This window comes from Senegalia massiliensis, assembly GCF_900626135.1.
GTDB lineage: Bacteria > Bacillota > Clostridia > Tissierellales > SIT17 > Anaeromonas > Anaeromonas massiliensis.
This window is the reverse complement of sequence record NZ_LR130785.1, coordinates 436018-453419: the sequence shown is the minus strand read 5'-3', so window position 1 is coordinate 453419 and position 17402 is coordinate 436018. Positions and strand designations below refer to the sequence as shown.

Annotated in this window: 20 protein-coding genes and 1 pseudogene; 5 read left to right on the top strand and 16 right to left on the bottom strand. The window is 26.7% G+C overall.

Annotation, left to right across the window (positions count from 1 at the left end; translation table 11 throughout):
* Nucleotides 1-21: 21 nt before the first annotated feature.
* From brnQ to E0D94_RS15000, 5 genes are all read right to left on the bottom strand, one after another.
* Nucleotides 22-1341: a branched-chain amino acid transport system II carrier protein gene (gene brnQ / locus E0D94_RS02245; protein ID WP_130805676.1), complete on the bottom strand. Its 1320-nt coding sequence runs from the start codon at nucleotides 1339-1341 to the stop codon at nucleotides 22-24.
* A 150-nt stretch (nucleotides 1342-1491) separates the two neighbouring features.
* The gene (locus E0D94_RS02240; RefSeq protein ID WP_242620467.1) at nucleotides 1492-2448 is read right to left on the bottom strand and encodes an FMN-binding protein; all 957 of its coding nucleotides are present in this window, start codon (nucleotides 2446-2448) and stop codon (nucleotides 1492-1494) included.
* A 102-nt stretch (nucleotides 2449-2550) separates the two neighbouring features.
* A complete protein-coding gene (locus E0D94_RS02235) occupies nucleotides 2551-3591 on the bottom strand; it encodes a response regulator transcription factor (RefSeq protein ID WP_130805675.1) in 1041 nt (346 codons plus the stop codon).
* Nucleotides 3592-3595: 4 nt separating this feature from the next.
* Nucleotides 3596-4207: a sensor histidine kinase gene (locus E0D94_RS15005; protein WP_341274567.1), complete on the bottom strand. Its 612-nt coding sequence runs from the start codon at nucleotides 4205-4207 to the stop codon at nucleotides 3596-3598.
* Between the two features lie 116 nt (nucleotides 4208-4323).
* A complete protein-coding gene (locus E0D94_RS15000; protein ID WP_242620465.1) occupies nucleotides 4324-5124 on the bottom strand; it encodes a hypothetical protein in 801 nt (266 codons plus the stop codon).
* Between the two features lie 160 nt (nucleotides 5125-5284).
* Between E0D94_RS15000 and E0D94_RS02225 the strand changes: the two genes are divergently transcribed.
* Nucleotides 5285-6691 carry an aldehyde dehydrogenase family protein gene (locus E0D94_RS02225; protein WP_130805674.1) on the top strand — a complete coding sequence of 469 codons (1407 nt, stop codon included), beginning with the start codon at nucleotides 5285-5287 and terminating at the stop codon, nucleotides 6689-6691.
* 36 nt (nucleotides 6692-6727) lie between these two features.
* Here E0D94_RS02225 and E0D94_RS02220 read toward each other — a convergent pair whose 3' ends face one another.
* Both E0D94_RS02220 and E0D94_RS02215 read right to left on the bottom strand, forming a co-directional pair.
* Nucleotides 6728-7291 (bottom strand): YeeE/YedE thiosulfate transporter family protein, encoded by a 564-nt coding sequence (locus E0D94_RS02220; RefSeq protein WP_130805673.1) that lies wholly within the window; start codon nucleotides 7289-7291, stop codon nucleotides 6728-6730.
* Entirely contained in the window at nucleotides 7291-7887 is a 597-nt protein-coding gene (locus E0D94_RS02215) for a YeeE/YedE thiosulfate transporter family protein (protein WP_130805672.1), read from the bottom strand. The genes E0D94_RS02220 and E0D94_RS02215 overlap by 1 nt, the downstream gene beginning before the upstream one ends.
* 108 nt (nucleotides 7888-7995) lie before the next feature.
* Between E0D94_RS02215 and E0D94_RS02210 the strand changes: the two genes are divergently transcribed.
* Nucleotides 7996-8667 carry a Crp/Fnr family transcriptional regulator gene (locus E0D94_RS02210; RefSeq protein WP_130805671.1) on the top strand — a complete coding sequence of 224 codons (672 nt, stop codon included), beginning with the start codon at nucleotides 7996-7998 and terminating at the stop codon, nucleotides 8665-8667.
* Here the strand turns inward: E0D94_RS02210 and E0D94_RS02205 are convergent.
* From E0D94_RS02205 to E0D94_RS02190, 4 genes are read right to left on the bottom strand one after another with little or no spacing between them, the layout of a single operon-like run.
* A complete protein-coding gene (locus tag E0D94_RS02205; protein ID WP_242620514.1) occupies nucleotides 8659-9561 on the bottom strand; it encodes an anti-sigma factor in 903 nt (300 codons plus the stop codon). The two genes, E0D94_RS02210 and E0D94_RS02205, sit on opposite strands and share 9 nt — an antisense overlap.
* Nucleotides 9562-9614: 53 nt before the next feature.
* Nucleotides 9615-9797: a hypothetical protein gene (locus E0D94_RS02200; protein ID WP_130805669.1), complete on the bottom strand. Its 183-nt coding sequence runs from the start codon at nucleotides 9795-9797 to the stop codon at nucleotides 9615-9617.
* Nucleotides 9787-10002, bottom strand: coding sequence for an RNA polymerase sigma factor (locus E0D94_RS15165; RefSeq protein ID WP_423213399.1), 216 nt, complete (start codon nucleotides 10000-10002; stop codon nucleotides 9787-9789). Before E0D94_RS15165 ends, E0D94_RS02200 begins: the two co-directional genes overlap by 11 nt.
* The gene (locus tag E0D94_RS02190) at nucleotides 9984-10286 is read right to left on the bottom strand and encodes a sigma factor (protein ID WP_278044693.1); all 303 of its coding nucleotides are present in this window, start codon (nucleotides 10284-10286) and stop codon (nucleotides 9984-9986) included. The genes E0D94_RS15165 and E0D94_RS02190 overlap by 19 nt, the downstream gene beginning before the upstream one ends.
* A gap of 237 nt (nucleotides 10287-10523) precedes the next feature.
* Here E0D94_RS02190 and E0D94_RS02185 point away from each other — a divergent pair.
* The 3 genes and pseudogenes from E0D94_RS02185 to E0D94_RS02175 form a co-directional block, all read left to right on the top strand.
* Nucleotides 10524-10654 (top strand): annotated as a pseudogene (locus tag E0D94_RS02185) (IS1/IS1595 family N-terminal zinc-binding domain-containing protein); the annotation flags it as partial.
* A gap of 151 nt (nucleotides 10655-10805) precedes the next feature.
* Nucleotides 10806-11270: a GyrI-like domain-containing protein gene (locus tag E0D94_RS02180; RefSeq protein ID WP_130805667.1), complete on the top strand. Its 465-nt coding sequence runs from the start codon at nucleotides 10806-10808 to the stop codon at nucleotides 11268-11270.
* Nucleotides 11271-12359: 1089 nt separating this feature from the next.
* Nucleotides 12360-12626, top strand: coding sequence for a YesK family protein (locus tag E0D94_RS02175; RefSeq protein ID WP_130805666.1), 267 nt, complete (start codon nucleotides 12360-12362; stop codon nucleotides 12624-12626).
* Between the two features lie 118 nt (nucleotides 12627-12744).
* Here E0D94_RS02175 and E0D94_RS02170 read toward each other — a convergent pair whose 3' ends face one another.
* From E0D94_RS02170 to E0D94_RS02150, 5 genes are all read right to left on the bottom strand, one after another.
* Nucleotides 12745-13092 carry a four-helix bundle copper-binding protein gene (locus tag E0D94_RS02170; protein WP_130805665.1) on the bottom strand — a complete coding sequence of 116 codons (348 nt, stop codon included), beginning with the start codon at nucleotides 13090-13092 and terminating at the stop codon, nucleotides 12745-12747.
* A 48-nt stretch (nucleotides 13093-13140) separates the two neighbouring features.
* Complete coding sequence (locus tag E0D94_RS02165) at nucleotides 13141-14469, bottom strand: MATE family efflux transporter (protein ID WP_130805664.1); 1329 nt, start codon at nucleotides 14467-14469, stop codon at nucleotides 13141-13143.
* Between the two features lie 47 nt (nucleotides 14470-14516).
* Nucleotides 14517-15425: an HD-GYP domain-containing protein gene (locus E0D94_RS02160; protein WP_130805663.1), complete on the bottom strand. Its 909-nt coding sequence runs from the start codon at nucleotides 15423-15425 to the stop codon at nucleotides 14517-14519.
* A gap of 95 nt (nucleotides 15426-15520) precedes the next feature.
* On the bottom strand, nucleotides 15521-15898 hold the full coding sequence (locus E0D94_RS02155; RefSeq protein WP_130805662.1) for a hypothetical protein: 378 nt from the start codon (nucleotides 15896-15898) through the stop codon (nucleotides 15521-15523).
* A gap of 108 nt (nucleotides 15899-16006) precedes the next feature.
* A complete protein-coding gene (locus E0D94_RS02150) occupies nucleotides 16007-17401 on the bottom strand; it encodes a glycosyltransferase family 2 protein (protein WP_130805661.1) in 1395 nt (464 codons plus the stop codon).
* Between the last annotated feature and the right edge of the window lies 1 nt (nucleotide 17402).

Here is a 17402-nt window from a genome sequence, read left to right as displayed (position 1 = left end):
AGAAGCATCATAAGACACTTCTTAATTTTCTATATATTTATAACGTTTTGAATTACTATTAACATTTAATTTACTAACAATTACTGATATTATCATACCTATTATAGAAGGTATAATCCATCCAAAGCCTTGATCCCAAAGTGGTAATATATTTATTATACTATCTAATAATCCCCACTCTATTCCTAATGAATTTATTCCATCAATTGTACTTATTAAAAGTGCTCCATATACTGCACCAATATATATTACTTTATTTTTAATTAGATCATCAAATAAGTTTAAAACAATCAATACTATTGCTACTGGATATATTACTGCAAGTATAGGTTCTGCAAATTTAACTATACTTTCTACTCCTAAATTAGCTATTACCCCACTAATTATTGTGGCAATTATAACAACTAATTTATAACTTACTTTTCCTTTACTAATTTCACTGAAAAAATTACCTACTGTAGCAATAAGTCCTACTGCTGTAGTAAGACATGCAACTGACACACAAATTCCTAATATTACTTTTCCTATTTCACCTAAAATATTACCTACTATAGCTATTATTAAGCTTGTCTTTGTCATTTCTAATGAAAACGTAGAGCTTGCTGTTGATCCTAAATATAAAAGCCCTCCATATACTATAGCTAACCCCATAGAAGATATTAATCCTGCTTTTAAAGTAACTTTAAATTGAGATTTTTTATCTTTATATCCTTTCTCCACTAATGAACCAACTATTATTCCTCCAAAAATTGTTGCTCCTAATGCATCCATTGTCTGATAACCTTCTGTAAATCCATTAGAAAAAGGATTTAAAATTCCTGTATTAACTGGAGTACCAATTGGCATTATAATTCCCTTATATATTATTATAAATAACATTATAAGTAATATTGGAGTGAGTAATTTCCCTATTCTATCAATTATACCTGTAGGTTTTATTGTTAAAAATAAAGTAAGAGAAAAGAATATTATAGAAACTAAAACTGGGCTTACATCTGGAAATATAGGACTTATACCTACTTCATAAGTCGTAGCCCCTGTTCTTGGAACACCTAATATTGGACCTAGTATTATTATAATTATTATTCCATATATTTTACTAAACTTTGAACTAATTTTACCAGCAAAATTATCTAAAGTTCCTCCTGCTTTTGATATAGCTAAAATTCCAAGTAGTGGCATTCCTATACCAGTTAGGAAAAATCCAACCATTGCGCTAAACCAACTATCTCCTGCACTTATTCCAATAGAAGGTGGAAAAATTAAATTACCAGCTCCAAAAAACATTGCGAATAAAGCAAGTCCTAAAACAAGTGAATCTCTGTTAGTATTTTTTGTCATTATGATCCCCCATTTATGATGAAATATAATCATTGTAACACAGCTACTTATTATATCCAATATATAAAATTATGAAAAAAAAGAAATATATTCATTTTAATGGATAAACCAAAATAAGGATACTATTAATAGTATCCTTATCTTAATTAATTATAATATGTTTCCATCCTTTTCTATTTCAGCTTTTAATTTTTCTGCTAATTTTAAATAATTATCCCATGATTCATTTCTAATTGTAAAACCACTTGAAGCATAATCTCCAGTTTCATCTGTTGATGGTAATCCTGATAAATCTAATAAATCTTGAGTTTCTATTACTTTTTCATTTAAAGCATCCATTTGAACATTAAATCCTATACGAGAAGGTTCTTCATATTCTACTGACTCATATTTTGATTGTCTATAGAGTTTTTTCAACTTAGGATCTTCTATTTCTTCAGGTGTATTTGCAAATATTTCATCATATTTTACTGAAACTATCTTTTTATCTTCTAAAACTACTTTTAAATAACCTGTTAATCCACCTCCAAGATCTTCTGCAATACTATAATATTTCTGTCCTGATGGCTTATCTAATTTTTTAGATATTTCTTTTGCAAGGGGTAACATAGATTGATTTACACTATTTGATGCTCCAGATATTGTGTCAAACTTTCCTGTTATTCTTTGCTCTTCTAACATTTGTTCTTCTACAAGTACAACTGATTGTATCCAAGCAGCTCCTTTTTTAGCTCCCATAGTGAAATTATATTCTGACATACGCTTAGGAACATTTTGATAATAACGAACATAATAATTAGGTCTTCCTAACTCATTAAACTCTACATTTACTATCTCATCTTCATTTTTTACAACTTCTAATATCCCAAGATGACCTTGTCTAAAACGCTCTTCTACTCTATAATAATCACCTTTTATTATTCCAAGATCTGGTTGAATATCCCATTCAAGTTCTATTTCTGTAACTTCTTGTGATGCTTGTGATGTTGCATCTGCTTTTTCTTCATTTTTATCATCATTCTTTGAAGTTTCTGCATCTCCATTACTACAACCTACAAATATAAACATTAATAATGATATAGATAACAACTTAATAAATTTTTTCATTTGATTTCCTCCTTAGTACATATATAATATTTGTTATATATTTATCATATAAAAATATAGTTATAAATACCATGTACTAATTAAGGATTCTACCATGACAAATTAATGCTTGTTAATATTTTTGCTTTTATAATTTGTAGGTGATATACCTTCATGCTTTTTAAATAATTTACTAAAATAATCTACACTATATTCTAATTTTTCTGCTATTTCATACACCTTCAAATCATCTTGCTTCAATAAATATTTGGCCCTTTCTATTTTTACCATAGCTATATAATCTCTAATGGTAATACCAGTTTCATTTTTAAATACATCACCTAAATGGTTTTTAGATAGAAAAAAAGTATTAGAAATACGTTCCATATTTATATCACTTTCTACATTATTAAGTATAAACCCACAAATATCCTCTATTAAATAAGTTTTACCTTTCAATATAAACTTATTTTTAATATATAATATCTCTGTTATTTTTTGTAGTATTACTTTCTTTATATTATTTATATTTTTATACTGATTTAAATCTATATTATAATTTGATCTATCTAGAAAGTTTAATATCCAATTATGATTTTTAATAATATTTTTTATTATATCTTCATATAGCTTTTGTAATATGATGATTATCTTTGATACATCTCCATCTAATACAGAAATAATATTATCTATAATTATATTAATCCTTTCTGTTCCCATCTTTGTATTACAAATATCTTTAATATAGTTATCTACTTGACTTTTAGGATAATATATATCTAAATTTTGTCCTAAATATCTTTTTACTCTCTTTAATAATTCTTTTAAATCTTCGTTATTTACAGGCTTTAAAAGGTAATCAAATATATCATATCTTATAGCTTTTTTTGCAAAACTAAAATCTTTATGTTCAGTTAAAAATACTACTGCCCCTGCTAAATTTTCTTTATAAACTTTCTCTAACAACTCTACTCCATCTATTACTGGCATAGAAATATCAGTTATAAGTAAATCTACTCTTTTTTTTCTTAATTTTTCTAATGCTATTTCTCCATCTTCAGCTTCGTCTAATATTTTAAAATCATTATTGTCTTTCCATATATTTAACCTCTTTATTCTTCTTCTCATTATCTCCATATCATCTACTATCATAACTGTATACATAATTTCAATTCTCCTTAGGTATTGTAAAATAAATAGTAGTACCTTGGTTCACTTTACCTTCTATCCAAACTCTTCCTTTGTGTTTTTCTATTATTCTTTTTATTATTGCAAGACCAATTCCTGTACCTTCAAATTCAGATTTTCTATGAAGTCTTTTAAATAGTGAAAATAACTTATGAGAATACTCTATATCAAAACCTACTCCATTGTCTTTAATACTAAATATATACTCATTTTTTCCCTCTATATAATCTACAATTATAATTATCTTTTCTCTCATATTTGAAAATTTTATAGAGTTAGAAATTATATTTAAAATAACTTGCTCTAAAAGAACTTTGTCTCCTTTTATAATTGGTAATTTATTGTTGAATATTAAATCTATATCTTTATATACAGTAATTTTAAGCCTATTAGTTATATCCTTTATCATATTTTCTATATCAATTTCTTTTTTCTCTAATTGTTTCTTATTTGTAGTTGAATACTCTAATAATTTATCAGTTAATAATATAATATCTTTACTGGTTTTACTTATATTAAATATCATATCCTTTGCATCATTTGGTAATATCTCATCATAATCTTCTATTAAAAATTCACTATAAGTATCTATAGCTCTAAGTGGTGATTTTATATCATGAGAAATTGTATAAGAAAAACCTTCTAATTCTTCTACTGATTCTCTAAGCTCTCTTGTTCTCTTTTCTACTCTTGATTCTAGTTCATCATTTAACTTTTCTTTTTTTCTGCAAATCTAACTAATATTCCTCCCATTATTATGAATAATACAAAGGATAATAAAAAGGTTATTTTTGTCTTTTCATCTGGATATATAATCCAATCTAGAGTGGGGTTTTTATCTATAATATAATTATTTACTGAAGAAATTAATAAAGTAAACATCAATCCAAAAGATACTATCAATGCCATTATCCTAGTATTGTATCTTGCAGCTTTTGAATATTCTAATTTAAATATCTTTCTGACAAACCCTAATTGTAAAAGTGCATCAGCTAATGCTAAAAATATAGATTCTACAATTACACCTTTTATAGCAAATAATAATACAATACCTATTTCAATTTCCGTATATGCACCTGGATTCCAAAAAGGTGGATTAAATCTAATTAAAATAGGAAATAGACTCAGATAAAGTATCATTCTTAATATATTATATATAAATTGCACAAAATAAATATTATAATAAAATTTATTGTTATATATTCTTTTATCTCTTCCAAATCCATGAATAATTATCCATAAATATAATGATATAGCAGGAACTAAAGATGCCCAACCATTATAAGATCCTAAAAAGAACGGGTATAATGGGACTAGCCCAGTAGTAATACTAAGTATTCCATATTTCATTCCCAATGATAATGTTACTAAAAGTGGCAGTATTAAACTCCATATAAAATTGATTGAAAATCCATTAAAATCTATTTTAATTGAAATAAATGTTGCTATAAAAGTTAAAATTCCAAGTAATATAGATATAACAATTTTATATATGTCTTTTCTATTCATTTTGCACATCCATTTCTAATTTAGCTTATCTACATAATTAATGAATTAATTTTATCATTATTTATTTTTACATTCAACTTAATCATATTACTATTAATTCTAACCTTTGATTAATTTAGCTCTTATGAGGTATAAATAGCTTTAAGGAGGAATGTGAATAATGGATTATAATAAATTATATATCGATGGAAAATGGGTTGAACCAAATAGCACTGAAACTATAGAAGTAGAAAATCCTGCAAATAAAGAAATAATTGCAAAAGTTCCTGCTTCAAATAAGGAAGATGTAGAAAAAGCTGTAGGTGCTGCAAAAAGAGCATTTGAAACATGGCAGTATGAAGCCTTAGATAAAAGAATAGAATTAGTTAGAAAATTAAAACAAGAAATGGAAAATAAAAAAGATGAAATGGTTAGAATCATAATGGATGAACTGGGAAGAAGTAAAGCTTTTGCACTTAATCCACAAGTTCAGCCATATATTGATGTAATGGATGATTTTATGGATATAGCAAAGAATTACGAATATGAAGTAGAAAAAGATGGTTTTAAAGTTAGAAAAGAACCACTTGGTGTAATTGGAGCAATTACTCCTTGGAACTATCCACTTGGACAAATTATAAAGAAGATAATTCCTGCACTACTTGTAGGAAATACAATAGTATTAAAACCAAGTCAAAAAACGCCACTTGTAGCATATACCTTAGCAGAATGTTTTGACAAGGCAGGATTTCCAAAGGGAGTATTTAATATGGTAACAGGAGCAGGCTCTGAAGTTGGAGATATGATAACAAATCATAAAGATATAGATGCAGTATCATTTACAGGCTCAGTTGAAGGTGGTAGGAAAGTAGGAGAAGCAGCAATGAATGGAATAAAGAAAGTAACTCTTGAACTTGGAGGTAAATCTCCTGCAGTACTTCTAAAAGGTGGAGATTATGAGCTTGGAATAAAAAAGACATTAAATACTGTATATAATAATACCGGTCAAACTTGTAGTGCATTTACAAGACTACTAGTACCAGAAGATGAAAAGGAAAAAATAGAAGAATTAGTAGTAAATATGAGTAAGAAATATAAGTTTGGCGATCCATATAGTGAAGAAAAAATAGTAGGTCCTGTTGTAAGTAAAAAACAATTTGATAAAGTTAAGAAATATATTGAAAAAGGCCTAGATGAAGGCGCTAATATGATTTATGGTGAAGTGCCAAAGGATGATAGCAAAGGATATTATGTAGGTCCTGTTGTATTTAGTGATGTAAAAAATGACATGAGCATTGCAACTGATGAAATATTTGGACCAGTTTTATCGATTATAACTTATAAAGATAAGGAAGATGCTATTAAAATAGCAAATGATACTACATTTGGTCTAGCTGGTGCAGTATTTGGTCCTGAAAAGGAAGCAAAGGAAATCGCAAATAAAATAAAAGCAGGAACTATTACTGTAAATGAAGGAAATGCTTCTCACAAGGCTCCATTTGGTGGATATAAACATTCTGGAATTGGTCGTGAAGGTGGAATTGCAGGATTTGAAGCATTTCTTCAAGAAAAGGCTGTATTTAGTTAGTTAAAAAAGGATTTGGCATATGCCAAATCCTTTTTATTATCCTCTTTTTTTTATATTCATAGGTAAGATATATGCTATAATCATAATTACTATACCCATAGATAACAATCCACCGAATCCTATATTGAATACAGAAGGAAATTCCTCTGATATATTAAATAATGTCATTTTTCCCATATCCATAATATCAAATAGTCCTAATTCTTTAAATGAACCATACGAAAGTGTAAATATAAATGCACCTACTAATCCACCTAATATAACTGATATTGCTTTTTTAAGTCCTCCACTTGAACTATCTGCAACACATGTCCCTGGACATTTTCCTGCAAAACCAAATCCTAACCCAAATATAAGTCCACCTACTATAACACCTAGATTAGTTGATTTTACACTTAAATGTGATATATCAAATATTCCTATAAGTGCAAAAATAGAAACTAAAGCACTTGAAAATCCTATTGCAAATAATATTATTTTCATAAGTGATAAGTATCTAAGACTAAGCATACTCCTTAAATTAAATGAACTTGTTGAACCTACATAATATAGTGCGAAACCGAAAAATCCTCCTAATAATATTGCAAGTAATATTTCCATTATACCTTAGCCCCTTTCTTAAATATCATCTTTGGTAAAATTATTGCTGCAGGTACTGCAGTAGCAAATACAGCTATTGTAAATACAAATCCACTTACACTACTTTGCATAATTCCACTCATCATATGACCACTTGTACAGCCTCCTGCCATTCTAGCTCCAAATAACAATAAAATACCAGATATAAAACTTGGTCCATATTTTTTGATAAAACTTTCATCTGACCCTTTTAACTCTTCTAAGTCATTTGAATTTATATCTTTTTCAACTTCATCTTCTATAGCCTTTTTTGATTTTAATTTAGAAGCTAAATATGCTCCTAAAGGTATTGCAAGTACAAATACAAAACTATAATTTAATGGATTTTCTATTGCTTTTGCATATTTACCATCACTTTTTGCATAATATGCATTTGTACTAGTATATCCTGTTGGACTGTTTTCATCTTCTGTTATTACATCTGAATCTATTGCATTGTGTATTATACCATCAAGTATTACAAATTGAGTTGATACTCCTATTGGTTTTATCAATAAAACTGCTAAGAAAAAGGCAAGGCCTAATATAACTCCTTTAATTAACCATTTATTATTCATTAATATATACCTCCTAAAAATTTTTCCTATATATAATATACATTATGATATAATATATTTCTGTGACTAAGTCACTTAGATATTTAAATATAATAGGAGGTAAATTATATGTTAAATAAAAATGATATTGATATATTAAAAAACAATCTAAATTTTTGGTCTAACTTAGATGAAGAAGATAAAAATTTAATTATAAATACTTCTATAATAAGAAAGTTTGAAAAAAATGAAGCTATACATAATAACTTAAATAGTTGCTCTGGAGTATTAATTGTTAAATCAGGAATAATAAGGACTTATTTGCTTTCAGAAGAAGGTAAAGAAGTTACACTATATCGTGTAAATAAAAATGAAACATGTGTACTTTCTGCTTCTTGTGCCATTAAAAATATAAATTTTGATGTTCATATAGATTCAGAAACTCGAGGTGAAATTATTTCTATAGATATAAATGTAATAAATAAACTGTCAAAAAACCTATATGTTGAAAACTTTTTACTCAAACAAACTGTTAATAGATTTTCAGATGTAATGTTTGCTATAGAACAAATATTATTTTTGAAATTTGACCAAAGACTTGCTTCCTTTTTATTAGATGAGTCATATAGAAACGAAAAAAGTGTTCTAACATTAACTCATGAACAAATTGCAAGGCACTTAGGTACGGCTCGGGAAGTTGTTTCAAGAATGTTAAAACACTTTTCAAAAGAAGGATATGTACGGCTTTCAAGAGGAAAGATTACTACATTAAATAATACATCTTTAGAGAAGTTAATTTAGATTCCAAAGCTTTACATCTTTCACTCTCATATTTGTTATATAATCTTCTTCTTTTAGCTTTAATATATCTTTAGTAGGTCCTGTAATAACCATACCATATATTTTTACTCCATTTTCTTCAATATGATTTATAATGCTATTTATATTTTTTCCTAATGTATAATCCACTTTACCAGTTATATCTTTATATTCATTTAAAAATTCTAGTGTCTCTAAAAAGTTTTTATCTCTTAATTTTCCACTTCCATATGGATCTACTGAAGAATATGATGTTGATTCAGAAACTACTTGTGTACCAAATAATGTGTCCTCAGTTTCTTCTGTATAGGTTATTCCATCTCCTTCCCTCCACATAGGTTTTGAAGGAAATCCTATATTTGAAAACATTTCACTAGGTATTGTATCTCCTATATCTACAGCAGCCCATAGCCAATTTAATTTTGATGGCTCAATTTTTTCAAGTATTTCATCTGTTTTGTATAATTTATCAAATGAAACATATACTTCTGCTACAGTTCCTTCATGCAATTTTTCAAGCTTCTCCCAATCACTTTGTGGATCATATTCTAAATTTTTCTCAGGATGTATAAAACCTATTGATTCAATTGAATCTAATTTTATAATATTTGAATTCACCTTATTAAATAGAAATTTTCCATCTAATTCCCCTCCATCATAAAATCCATCTCCTACTTGCTTTTCAAGTTTTCCTTCTGTATTCATAGTAAAGTAATTTTCTTGAGAAGTTCCAACAGAAGAAAAGTTTAAATTTGGTCTAGTTACATATATACTTGATTTTATTGCATCAATATAATTCTCCCTTCTAGCAGGATTTCCAGTATTATAAAAAACACTTGTAATTATTCCAAGTATTATACTAAAAACCATAAAAATTGCTATAGCAGTAATTGCAATATTAAATCTAGCTTTCCATTTTCCTTTTTTAATTATTTTTTATAATTTCTTTCTTCTTTTTGAGATTCTTTTCCTTCTATTTCATTAAATTCTTCATTCATAAACTCGTGATAGATTTCTAATTTATCTAATTCTTGTTCAATTTCTTTTGATTCTTCATCACTTAATTTACCTTCTTTGTATTTCTTTAATTTATCTTTGAAATCATCTTTCACTTTTTTCACTCCCTTTCATATTTTCTCTTACAGCTTTCCTTGCCCTAAATAATAATACTTTAAAATAATTCAGACTTATATTCATTACAATTGCTGATTCTTTATATGATAATTCTTTAAAATCACATAATATTATAGCTTTTCTTTGTTTTTCAGATAATTTTTCTAATGCTTTATATGTATCCTTTACTTCCTTTTTATTAATAATTTCTTTTTATTAATAATTTCTTTTTCTATATCTTTTTCACTCTGAATTCCATCAAAATATTTACTTTCTTTTAAGATATTCTTTTTATTCTTTCTAATATAATCAATATAACAATTCTTTGCTACAGTAAATAACCATGATTTAATATTACTATATGGACAAACTTCAAAATAAAGATATGCCTTATAAAACACATCTTGCATAATATCCTCAGCTATATACTTATCCTTACATAATGATAGGAGATAATAATATACATCTTTTGAAAATTTATTATAGATATAATCAAGTGAGTTTTTATGCAGATCATTACCTCCTCATTAATTAAACGTTTCAAATAATAAAAAGTTACAGTTTATTTCAGTATATAATAAATAGAAGTTTAGGAAAAATTTTAGTTTTAGATATACAAATAGTAGAAAGTAGGGTTTTTATGTTTAAAATAAAGGCTATATTAAACAACTGTGCTGAAGTTTTATTATAACCTGTAGAATTAGTTATAATAAGACTATACAAATGAAGTTAAGGAAAACAGATTTTCAAGGGGGAAAGTCTGCCTCATTATGAACATAATAAAATATCCAGAAATGAGAAGTATAACGGAAATCAAAGATATATCTGTAACTCCTGCCAAAAGACTTTTACTGATAAGGGTTATATTAAATTCGCACAAAATTAAAGGATTTTAGGTTTAGAGGAGCAATATATATAACTAATGTAAAATATTTGTAATTATAAAATTATATGATGTATAATTAAATACAAACATAAAGTCTTTAATATAATGGGAGGTTTGAAATATGGAAATAACAAAGTGCATAAAAAAATCATTTTCAGTCATAGGTAAAGAAGGTTCTACAAATGAAGGAAAAGGTTTTATTCAGAAATTATGGGCTGATGCTAATTCTAATTTTGCAGAAGTGTCACCATTAGCGAAGAAAGATGAAAGTGGAAATCTTCTTGGAATATGGGGTGCAATGTCCGATTTATCCCGTTCCTTTAATCCTTGGGAGGATAATTTCACAAAAGGACTTTACCTTGCAGGTGTTGAGGTTATGGACAATGCTCAAGCACCACAAGGTTGGATGAAATGGACAATTCCATCATATGAGTATATTTATGTCAAGAATGAAAGTCAAAATACATTTACAGAAGTTATAGAGTATTTGAAAGAAAACAATATCAAACTTGTAGGTGCAGTTCATGATTATACCTGTCCTGAAGATGGACAAGGATATATTTTTTTCCCAATACGAAGAGTATGAGGAAATCTTTGTTTGCATTTTTAATAAAATGTGGGTTAAGGGAACCTTTTAACGAGTTCCCTTAAAATATACAATATTATCAACACTATGCTTTAATAGAGCCAAAATAAAAAATAAGTATTCAATAATTTATAGAATGTATCCATTCCTGATTGGAATAACATATTTATATTAAAAGCAGCAAAACAATCAATTACATATCTTATGCTTTAGCAATTATTATTCATATGATTCTAAATTAATTTTTACATATATATTCAAACTATCATAGAGATTATTAATATCATTTTGAGTAATACTTAAATTGCTATGATTTAAAGTATCTATAATTAATGCGGGACTAAACCCCTTCTTCTAAGCATGATAACCTCAAGTCTTTTTTAATGTATGAGTTCCAGCATTATCTTTAACTCCTACAGCTTTAGCTGCACTCTTTAAGATATTAAGAGCTTGTTGCCTTGTAATAGACTTCCTATTTCCCTCTCTGCAACTTCATTTTAAATCTTTTCTAAAGAGTTAGTAATTGCTCAAAATTATTAGGAGGTTCTGTTGTATAATGGATAGATTTCTCCATATAATCATCTCCAAATTTTATATATTACATTAGAATGACCTGTTTTCTAACGTTAATCTATTTTATCACATATTTATATATCTAAATACTAAAGATACAATTAAAGAAACATACTTTAATAAAATACTATAATAAATTAAGAATGCATCAATAGATAAATATACTGTTTTATGTTAAAATTACTATATGATGTTTATTTTATTCATAAAAAATATTAGCTTTTAGATGCCTAAAAGGAAGTGGTTCTTTTGTCAATGATCAGAAAGTTAATGCCTATAATATTAATTATCTTAGGAGTCCTATTTATTAATATGGAACATTTTCTAATACCATATATTCTTATGGGTATCGGTGTATTCTACATTTTTGATGCAGTATATGTTTACAAGCAAAAGAAAAAAGACTAGTACTATAACCATTTTATTAAAATAACACCATAAAAAAAGTAAAAAGAAAGTAGAAACTTGTATTCTTATAAAATTAAGTTTATTTAAAAGAGAAAGAAGGTTGATAAAATGGATGCATCAATTTTAGAAGTCTGGTTTCCTTTATTTTTTATAGGAATTATATTTACTATAGGTATCTTAGTTATCTCTTTTAAAGTTTCAAGAACATTTTTATATTCAATATCTCTTATATTGAGTTTAATTTGTATTATCTTGTTTCTTTTAAGTATAACTGTCATTAGACGTTGGGAAGGATTAGCAATAGGATTTATTACTATAAGTTCTTTAATAGGTACATGGATAGGCACTAGTATTGGAATGCTAATAAAAAAATAAAAAGTAATGGCCCTATTATAATAGACCCATTACTTACAACCTTAATATCTCTTAAATGAAATAATAGATTAACTTAATGTATATACTTATTTAAAGTATTTTGGTTTTTCTTTAATTTTTATCCTACCATTTGTCTACATTCATCTGCACAACTTCTACATATCTCAGCGCATTTTGTGCAATGATCTGTATTCATTTTTTCACATTCAGCTGCACATGCATCACAAATTTCTGCACATTCTTTACATATATGAGCCGCATGTTCACTACCTCTAGACATAAATCCAATAGCAGTCTCACAGATATCTATACAATCTCTTAATATCTTCATACAAGATACCATTTTCTTTACATCTTCTTCATTCATACAAAGTGTTAAGCATTCTTCACATGCTCTTAAACATTTAACACATTCATCAATACACTTTTGCATATTATCATTACCTATATTTCCAACTATGGCCATTTTGACAACTCCTATAATTTATTTTTTTACAATAATATTATGTGCAAATTATTTTAAATTATAAGATTCTTTTTTTAATAATATTAAAGCAAATAAAAGTGTAGTAATTTCTGCTACTGGTACACTTAACCAAACTCCATTCATATTAAAAGTGTATGATAATATAAATAAACTTAAAAGTAACATTACTACTCCACGAGATAATGTAATCATCGTTGAAAAATTAGATAGTTCTATAGATTGAAAATATGTTCCTATTACAATATTAACTCCCATTATTACAAAAGCCACAAAATATATCCTTATTCCTCTTGTAGCTATAGCTATAAGCTCTTCACTTCCTTCAGTAAATAGAGAAATCAATTTCTCAGGAAATAAATTACCTACAATAAAAAACGCAAATCCAAATATAAATGCTGATAATATTCCCATGATTCTTATCTTTTTTACTCGTGAATACAATCCTGCACCATAATTTATACTTATAAGAGGCTGTAAGCCTTGTGAAAGTCCTGTAAATATATATACACATATAAGGGATAAATTAGCTATTATACCATAGGAAGCTACTCCTATTTCACCTATTAAACTTAAAATAACCAAGTTAAATGAAACAATTACTATGCCAGATGATGCCTCTATTATGAAACTCGGAATACCATTTTTAATTATTCTTTTCAGTATGGAAAAGTCAAATTTAATTTTTGTAAATTTTAATGATGCAAATCCACTAACAAAGTGACTTAATAATATAATTATACTAGTAAATGCCGATAATACTGTTGCAATAGCAGCACCTTTCATACCCCATTCAAAAATAACTATAAATAACCAATCAAAAATCATATTAGTTAATCCACCTAATATTGTAGCCATCATGGCAAGTCTTGGTGCTTTATCGTTACGAACAAGTGGTGTCATTCCATATACTAGTAAAAAACTGAATCCAAACATAAATACTACTCTCAAATAATCTTTTACAAGTTCAATATTTGTACTTTCAGCTCCTAAAATATATGAAATTTCTTCTAAAAATACACTTCCAAGTATTGTATAAATAAGTCCGAAGCCTATTATAAATGCCATAGATAAAGTAAATATTACATTTACTTTATCATAATCCTTTTTACCTAAAGATACGGAAATAGCAGTAGCACCACCCACTCCAAATAAAAGTGCAGTGGCAAATAATAAATTAAAAACAGGTATAGCAATATTAAGTGCAGCAAGACCACGAGGTCCTATCCACCTACCTATAAATATAGTATCAGCTAGTATATATAATGAATTCATTACCATTCCAGCAACTGCAGCAGATACATATTTAAAAAATAAACCTTTTATATCATCTTTTAATAAATCTATACTATTTTTCATTTGTTTCACCTCTATATAAAAGTAAAATCCTCATATGTTTGAGGATTTTACTCTATACCTTCATTTTTATATAATATATCAGCAAATATTTTTACTAATTTCTTGTCATAATGGATTCCAGCATACTTTTTTATTTCCGATAAAGCTTGGCTAGGAGTCATTCCTTCTCTATATGGTCTATCAGATGTCATAGCATCAAATGAATCAGCAATTGATATTATTCGGGCTTCTAGACATATTTCTTCCCCCTTTAATCCTTGAGGATAACCTGAACCATCTATTTTTTCATGATGCTCATTTATAACTCTTGATAGTTCTTTAAAATATGTTTTTTCTACTAATTTAGCTCCATCTGCAGGATGTTTTTTTATTTCATCAAATTCTTCCTTTGTAAGGGATGATGGCTTTTTAAGTATTTCATCTGGTACATTAATTTTACCTATATCATGAAAAAGTGAAGCATATGCTATTCTTTCAACCATATCATCTGAAAGGCTTAGTCTATTTGCTATTTCTATTGAATATTGTTGAACTCTATATCCATGATTATGAGTATACATATCCTTTTCTTGACTTTTTTTTGATAAACTAATTAAATCATTTATATTTTCACTTAAATAATGAAATACTGGTTTAGTAGTTATATATAGTAATTTCACATCTTCTAAGGCTTTCAATTTAATTGTATCTTTTAATTCATGTACATAAAAATATTCATTTTTGGAAAGTATCTTTTTTTCTCCATCTATTTTAAATGTAATTTTTCCTTCTAATATATAAAAGAACTCCATAAGTTCATTTGATTCACCAGGTTCTATAAAAAAATGTATATTTTTCTTTATATTTTGAATCATTATCTCTGCACCATCACCACGTGCTATAAGACTAAGATTAGTTTCACCTTGTATAAATTTTTCTATAAAAGTATCATCATTTCCTACATGTAAGCCATCCATTATTTAACCTCCCATAGTAGCTCTTTTTTATATTATAACATAGTAATAAATCAATAATCCAATATATTGGATTATTGATTTATTATTATGTCTATTTACCATGTAGGTACTACTAATGGGTCTATCCATACTTCTCTACCACCTATGATATATAAATCATATTGACATTCTACTACTACACCTAATTTTGTAGCTCTATCAATCATAGCTTGAGCTTCTCTGTTCGTTACTTCAACTAAAACATGTATTATTAAATCTAAGTCTTCTTCACTTGTTCCAGGTAAATCAGCTAAAAATTGAGCAAACTTAACTTTACGAGCTATAGATTCGTTCGTTCTTGCTACATCTTCCTTAACACGTTCTACTACTTCTTCAAAATCCTCATCATAATCATCAGCAAATGATACCATAGGCATAATTGTCATTAAAAATGTCAATACAAGTAATATAGATATTATTTTCTTTTTATTCATTTTTTCACCTCCTCTCCATCTCATATTACTTCTACATAAGTTTTAAAAATCCTGCTTCTTTTACCACCATTATATTAAATACCCTAATTTTAGTTTATTAATATATTATTAATATTTTTGTTCCACTCTTTCCATTTGACCCCATTTTTTGTCTTTTAATTTAAACAATGCTATTATTTTATACAATGAACATATTTGTCTATAGCCAAAGGACTCTAACATACAAAATATAAATAACTTAAACATAAATTTTATAGGAATTGTCTTCTTAAATAAATATTTTTCTAAAAGAACTGATATTATTGAAATTACTACATTGAACCCTATATAAAACAGTAAATAAAATATAAAAAATCTAAAATTTATAATTCCTATTAAAAATGATATTGTTATAGTTGAAACACCTAAAATCTCTAAAATAGGAGATATAAATTCAAAAAACAGAAAATATGGAAAGGAAAGCATGCCTACTAATCCATAGTGGGTATTTAAAAATATATATTTATGACGTCTTAAACTCTCTCCCATACCAATGTGCCATCTTACTCTTTGATTTTTTAAAATCTTTAAGCTTTCTGGCACTTGAGTCCAACATATAGCATCAGGTACATAATTCATTTTATAAGGTAATTTATTTTTCCTATAAAATGCATGCATTTTAACTACTATTTCCATATCTTCTCCTATTAATCCTTTTGTATATCCCCCTACATTTATTACTGCACTCTTTCTATATATTCCAAAAGCACCTGATATTATTAAATTAGCATTTAATCTGTCAAAAAATACTCTTGAATTTAAAAATACTCTAAAATATTCTATTATTTGAAATAACACAATGCTTTTTTTAGGTGGATTTATATTTTTTATTTCACCATTTTTTATAGCTATTTGATTAGAAACTTTTATATTCCCACCAACTGCTATTGTAGAGCTATCTTCCAAGAAGGGCTGTACTATTCTTTCAAGTGAATTTTTTTGTAACATAGAGTCTGCATCTACACATACAAATAGTGGGTATTTACTTATATTTATTCCTGCATTTAATGCATCAGATTTTCCACCATTTTCTTTATTAACTAAAACTATTTTTTTATCAGATTGATTTTCATATATACTAGTTATTTCTTCTGAATTAACTAATTTTCTAAAGGGTTTGGATATTCTACTTAAATTGAAATGTTCTATTACTTTCTCTAAGGTTTTATCATCTGAACCATCATTTATAACTATAATTTCATATTCTGGATAATCTAAATCCATTAATGAATTTATTGTTTCTATAATTGTAATTTCTTCATTATAAGCAGGTACAAGTATAGATATAGGTATATAATTCAACTTATTTGAAATCATAGAATAACTCATATGCTTTTTACGTATAAAAAAATCATCTAAATTTATTGCTGAAAAGCTTGTAGTAAAGAAAAATACTATAGCATATATAAACATGTATATAAAGAAAAATACATTTATATAATAAACTATATCCTCTAAATTCATA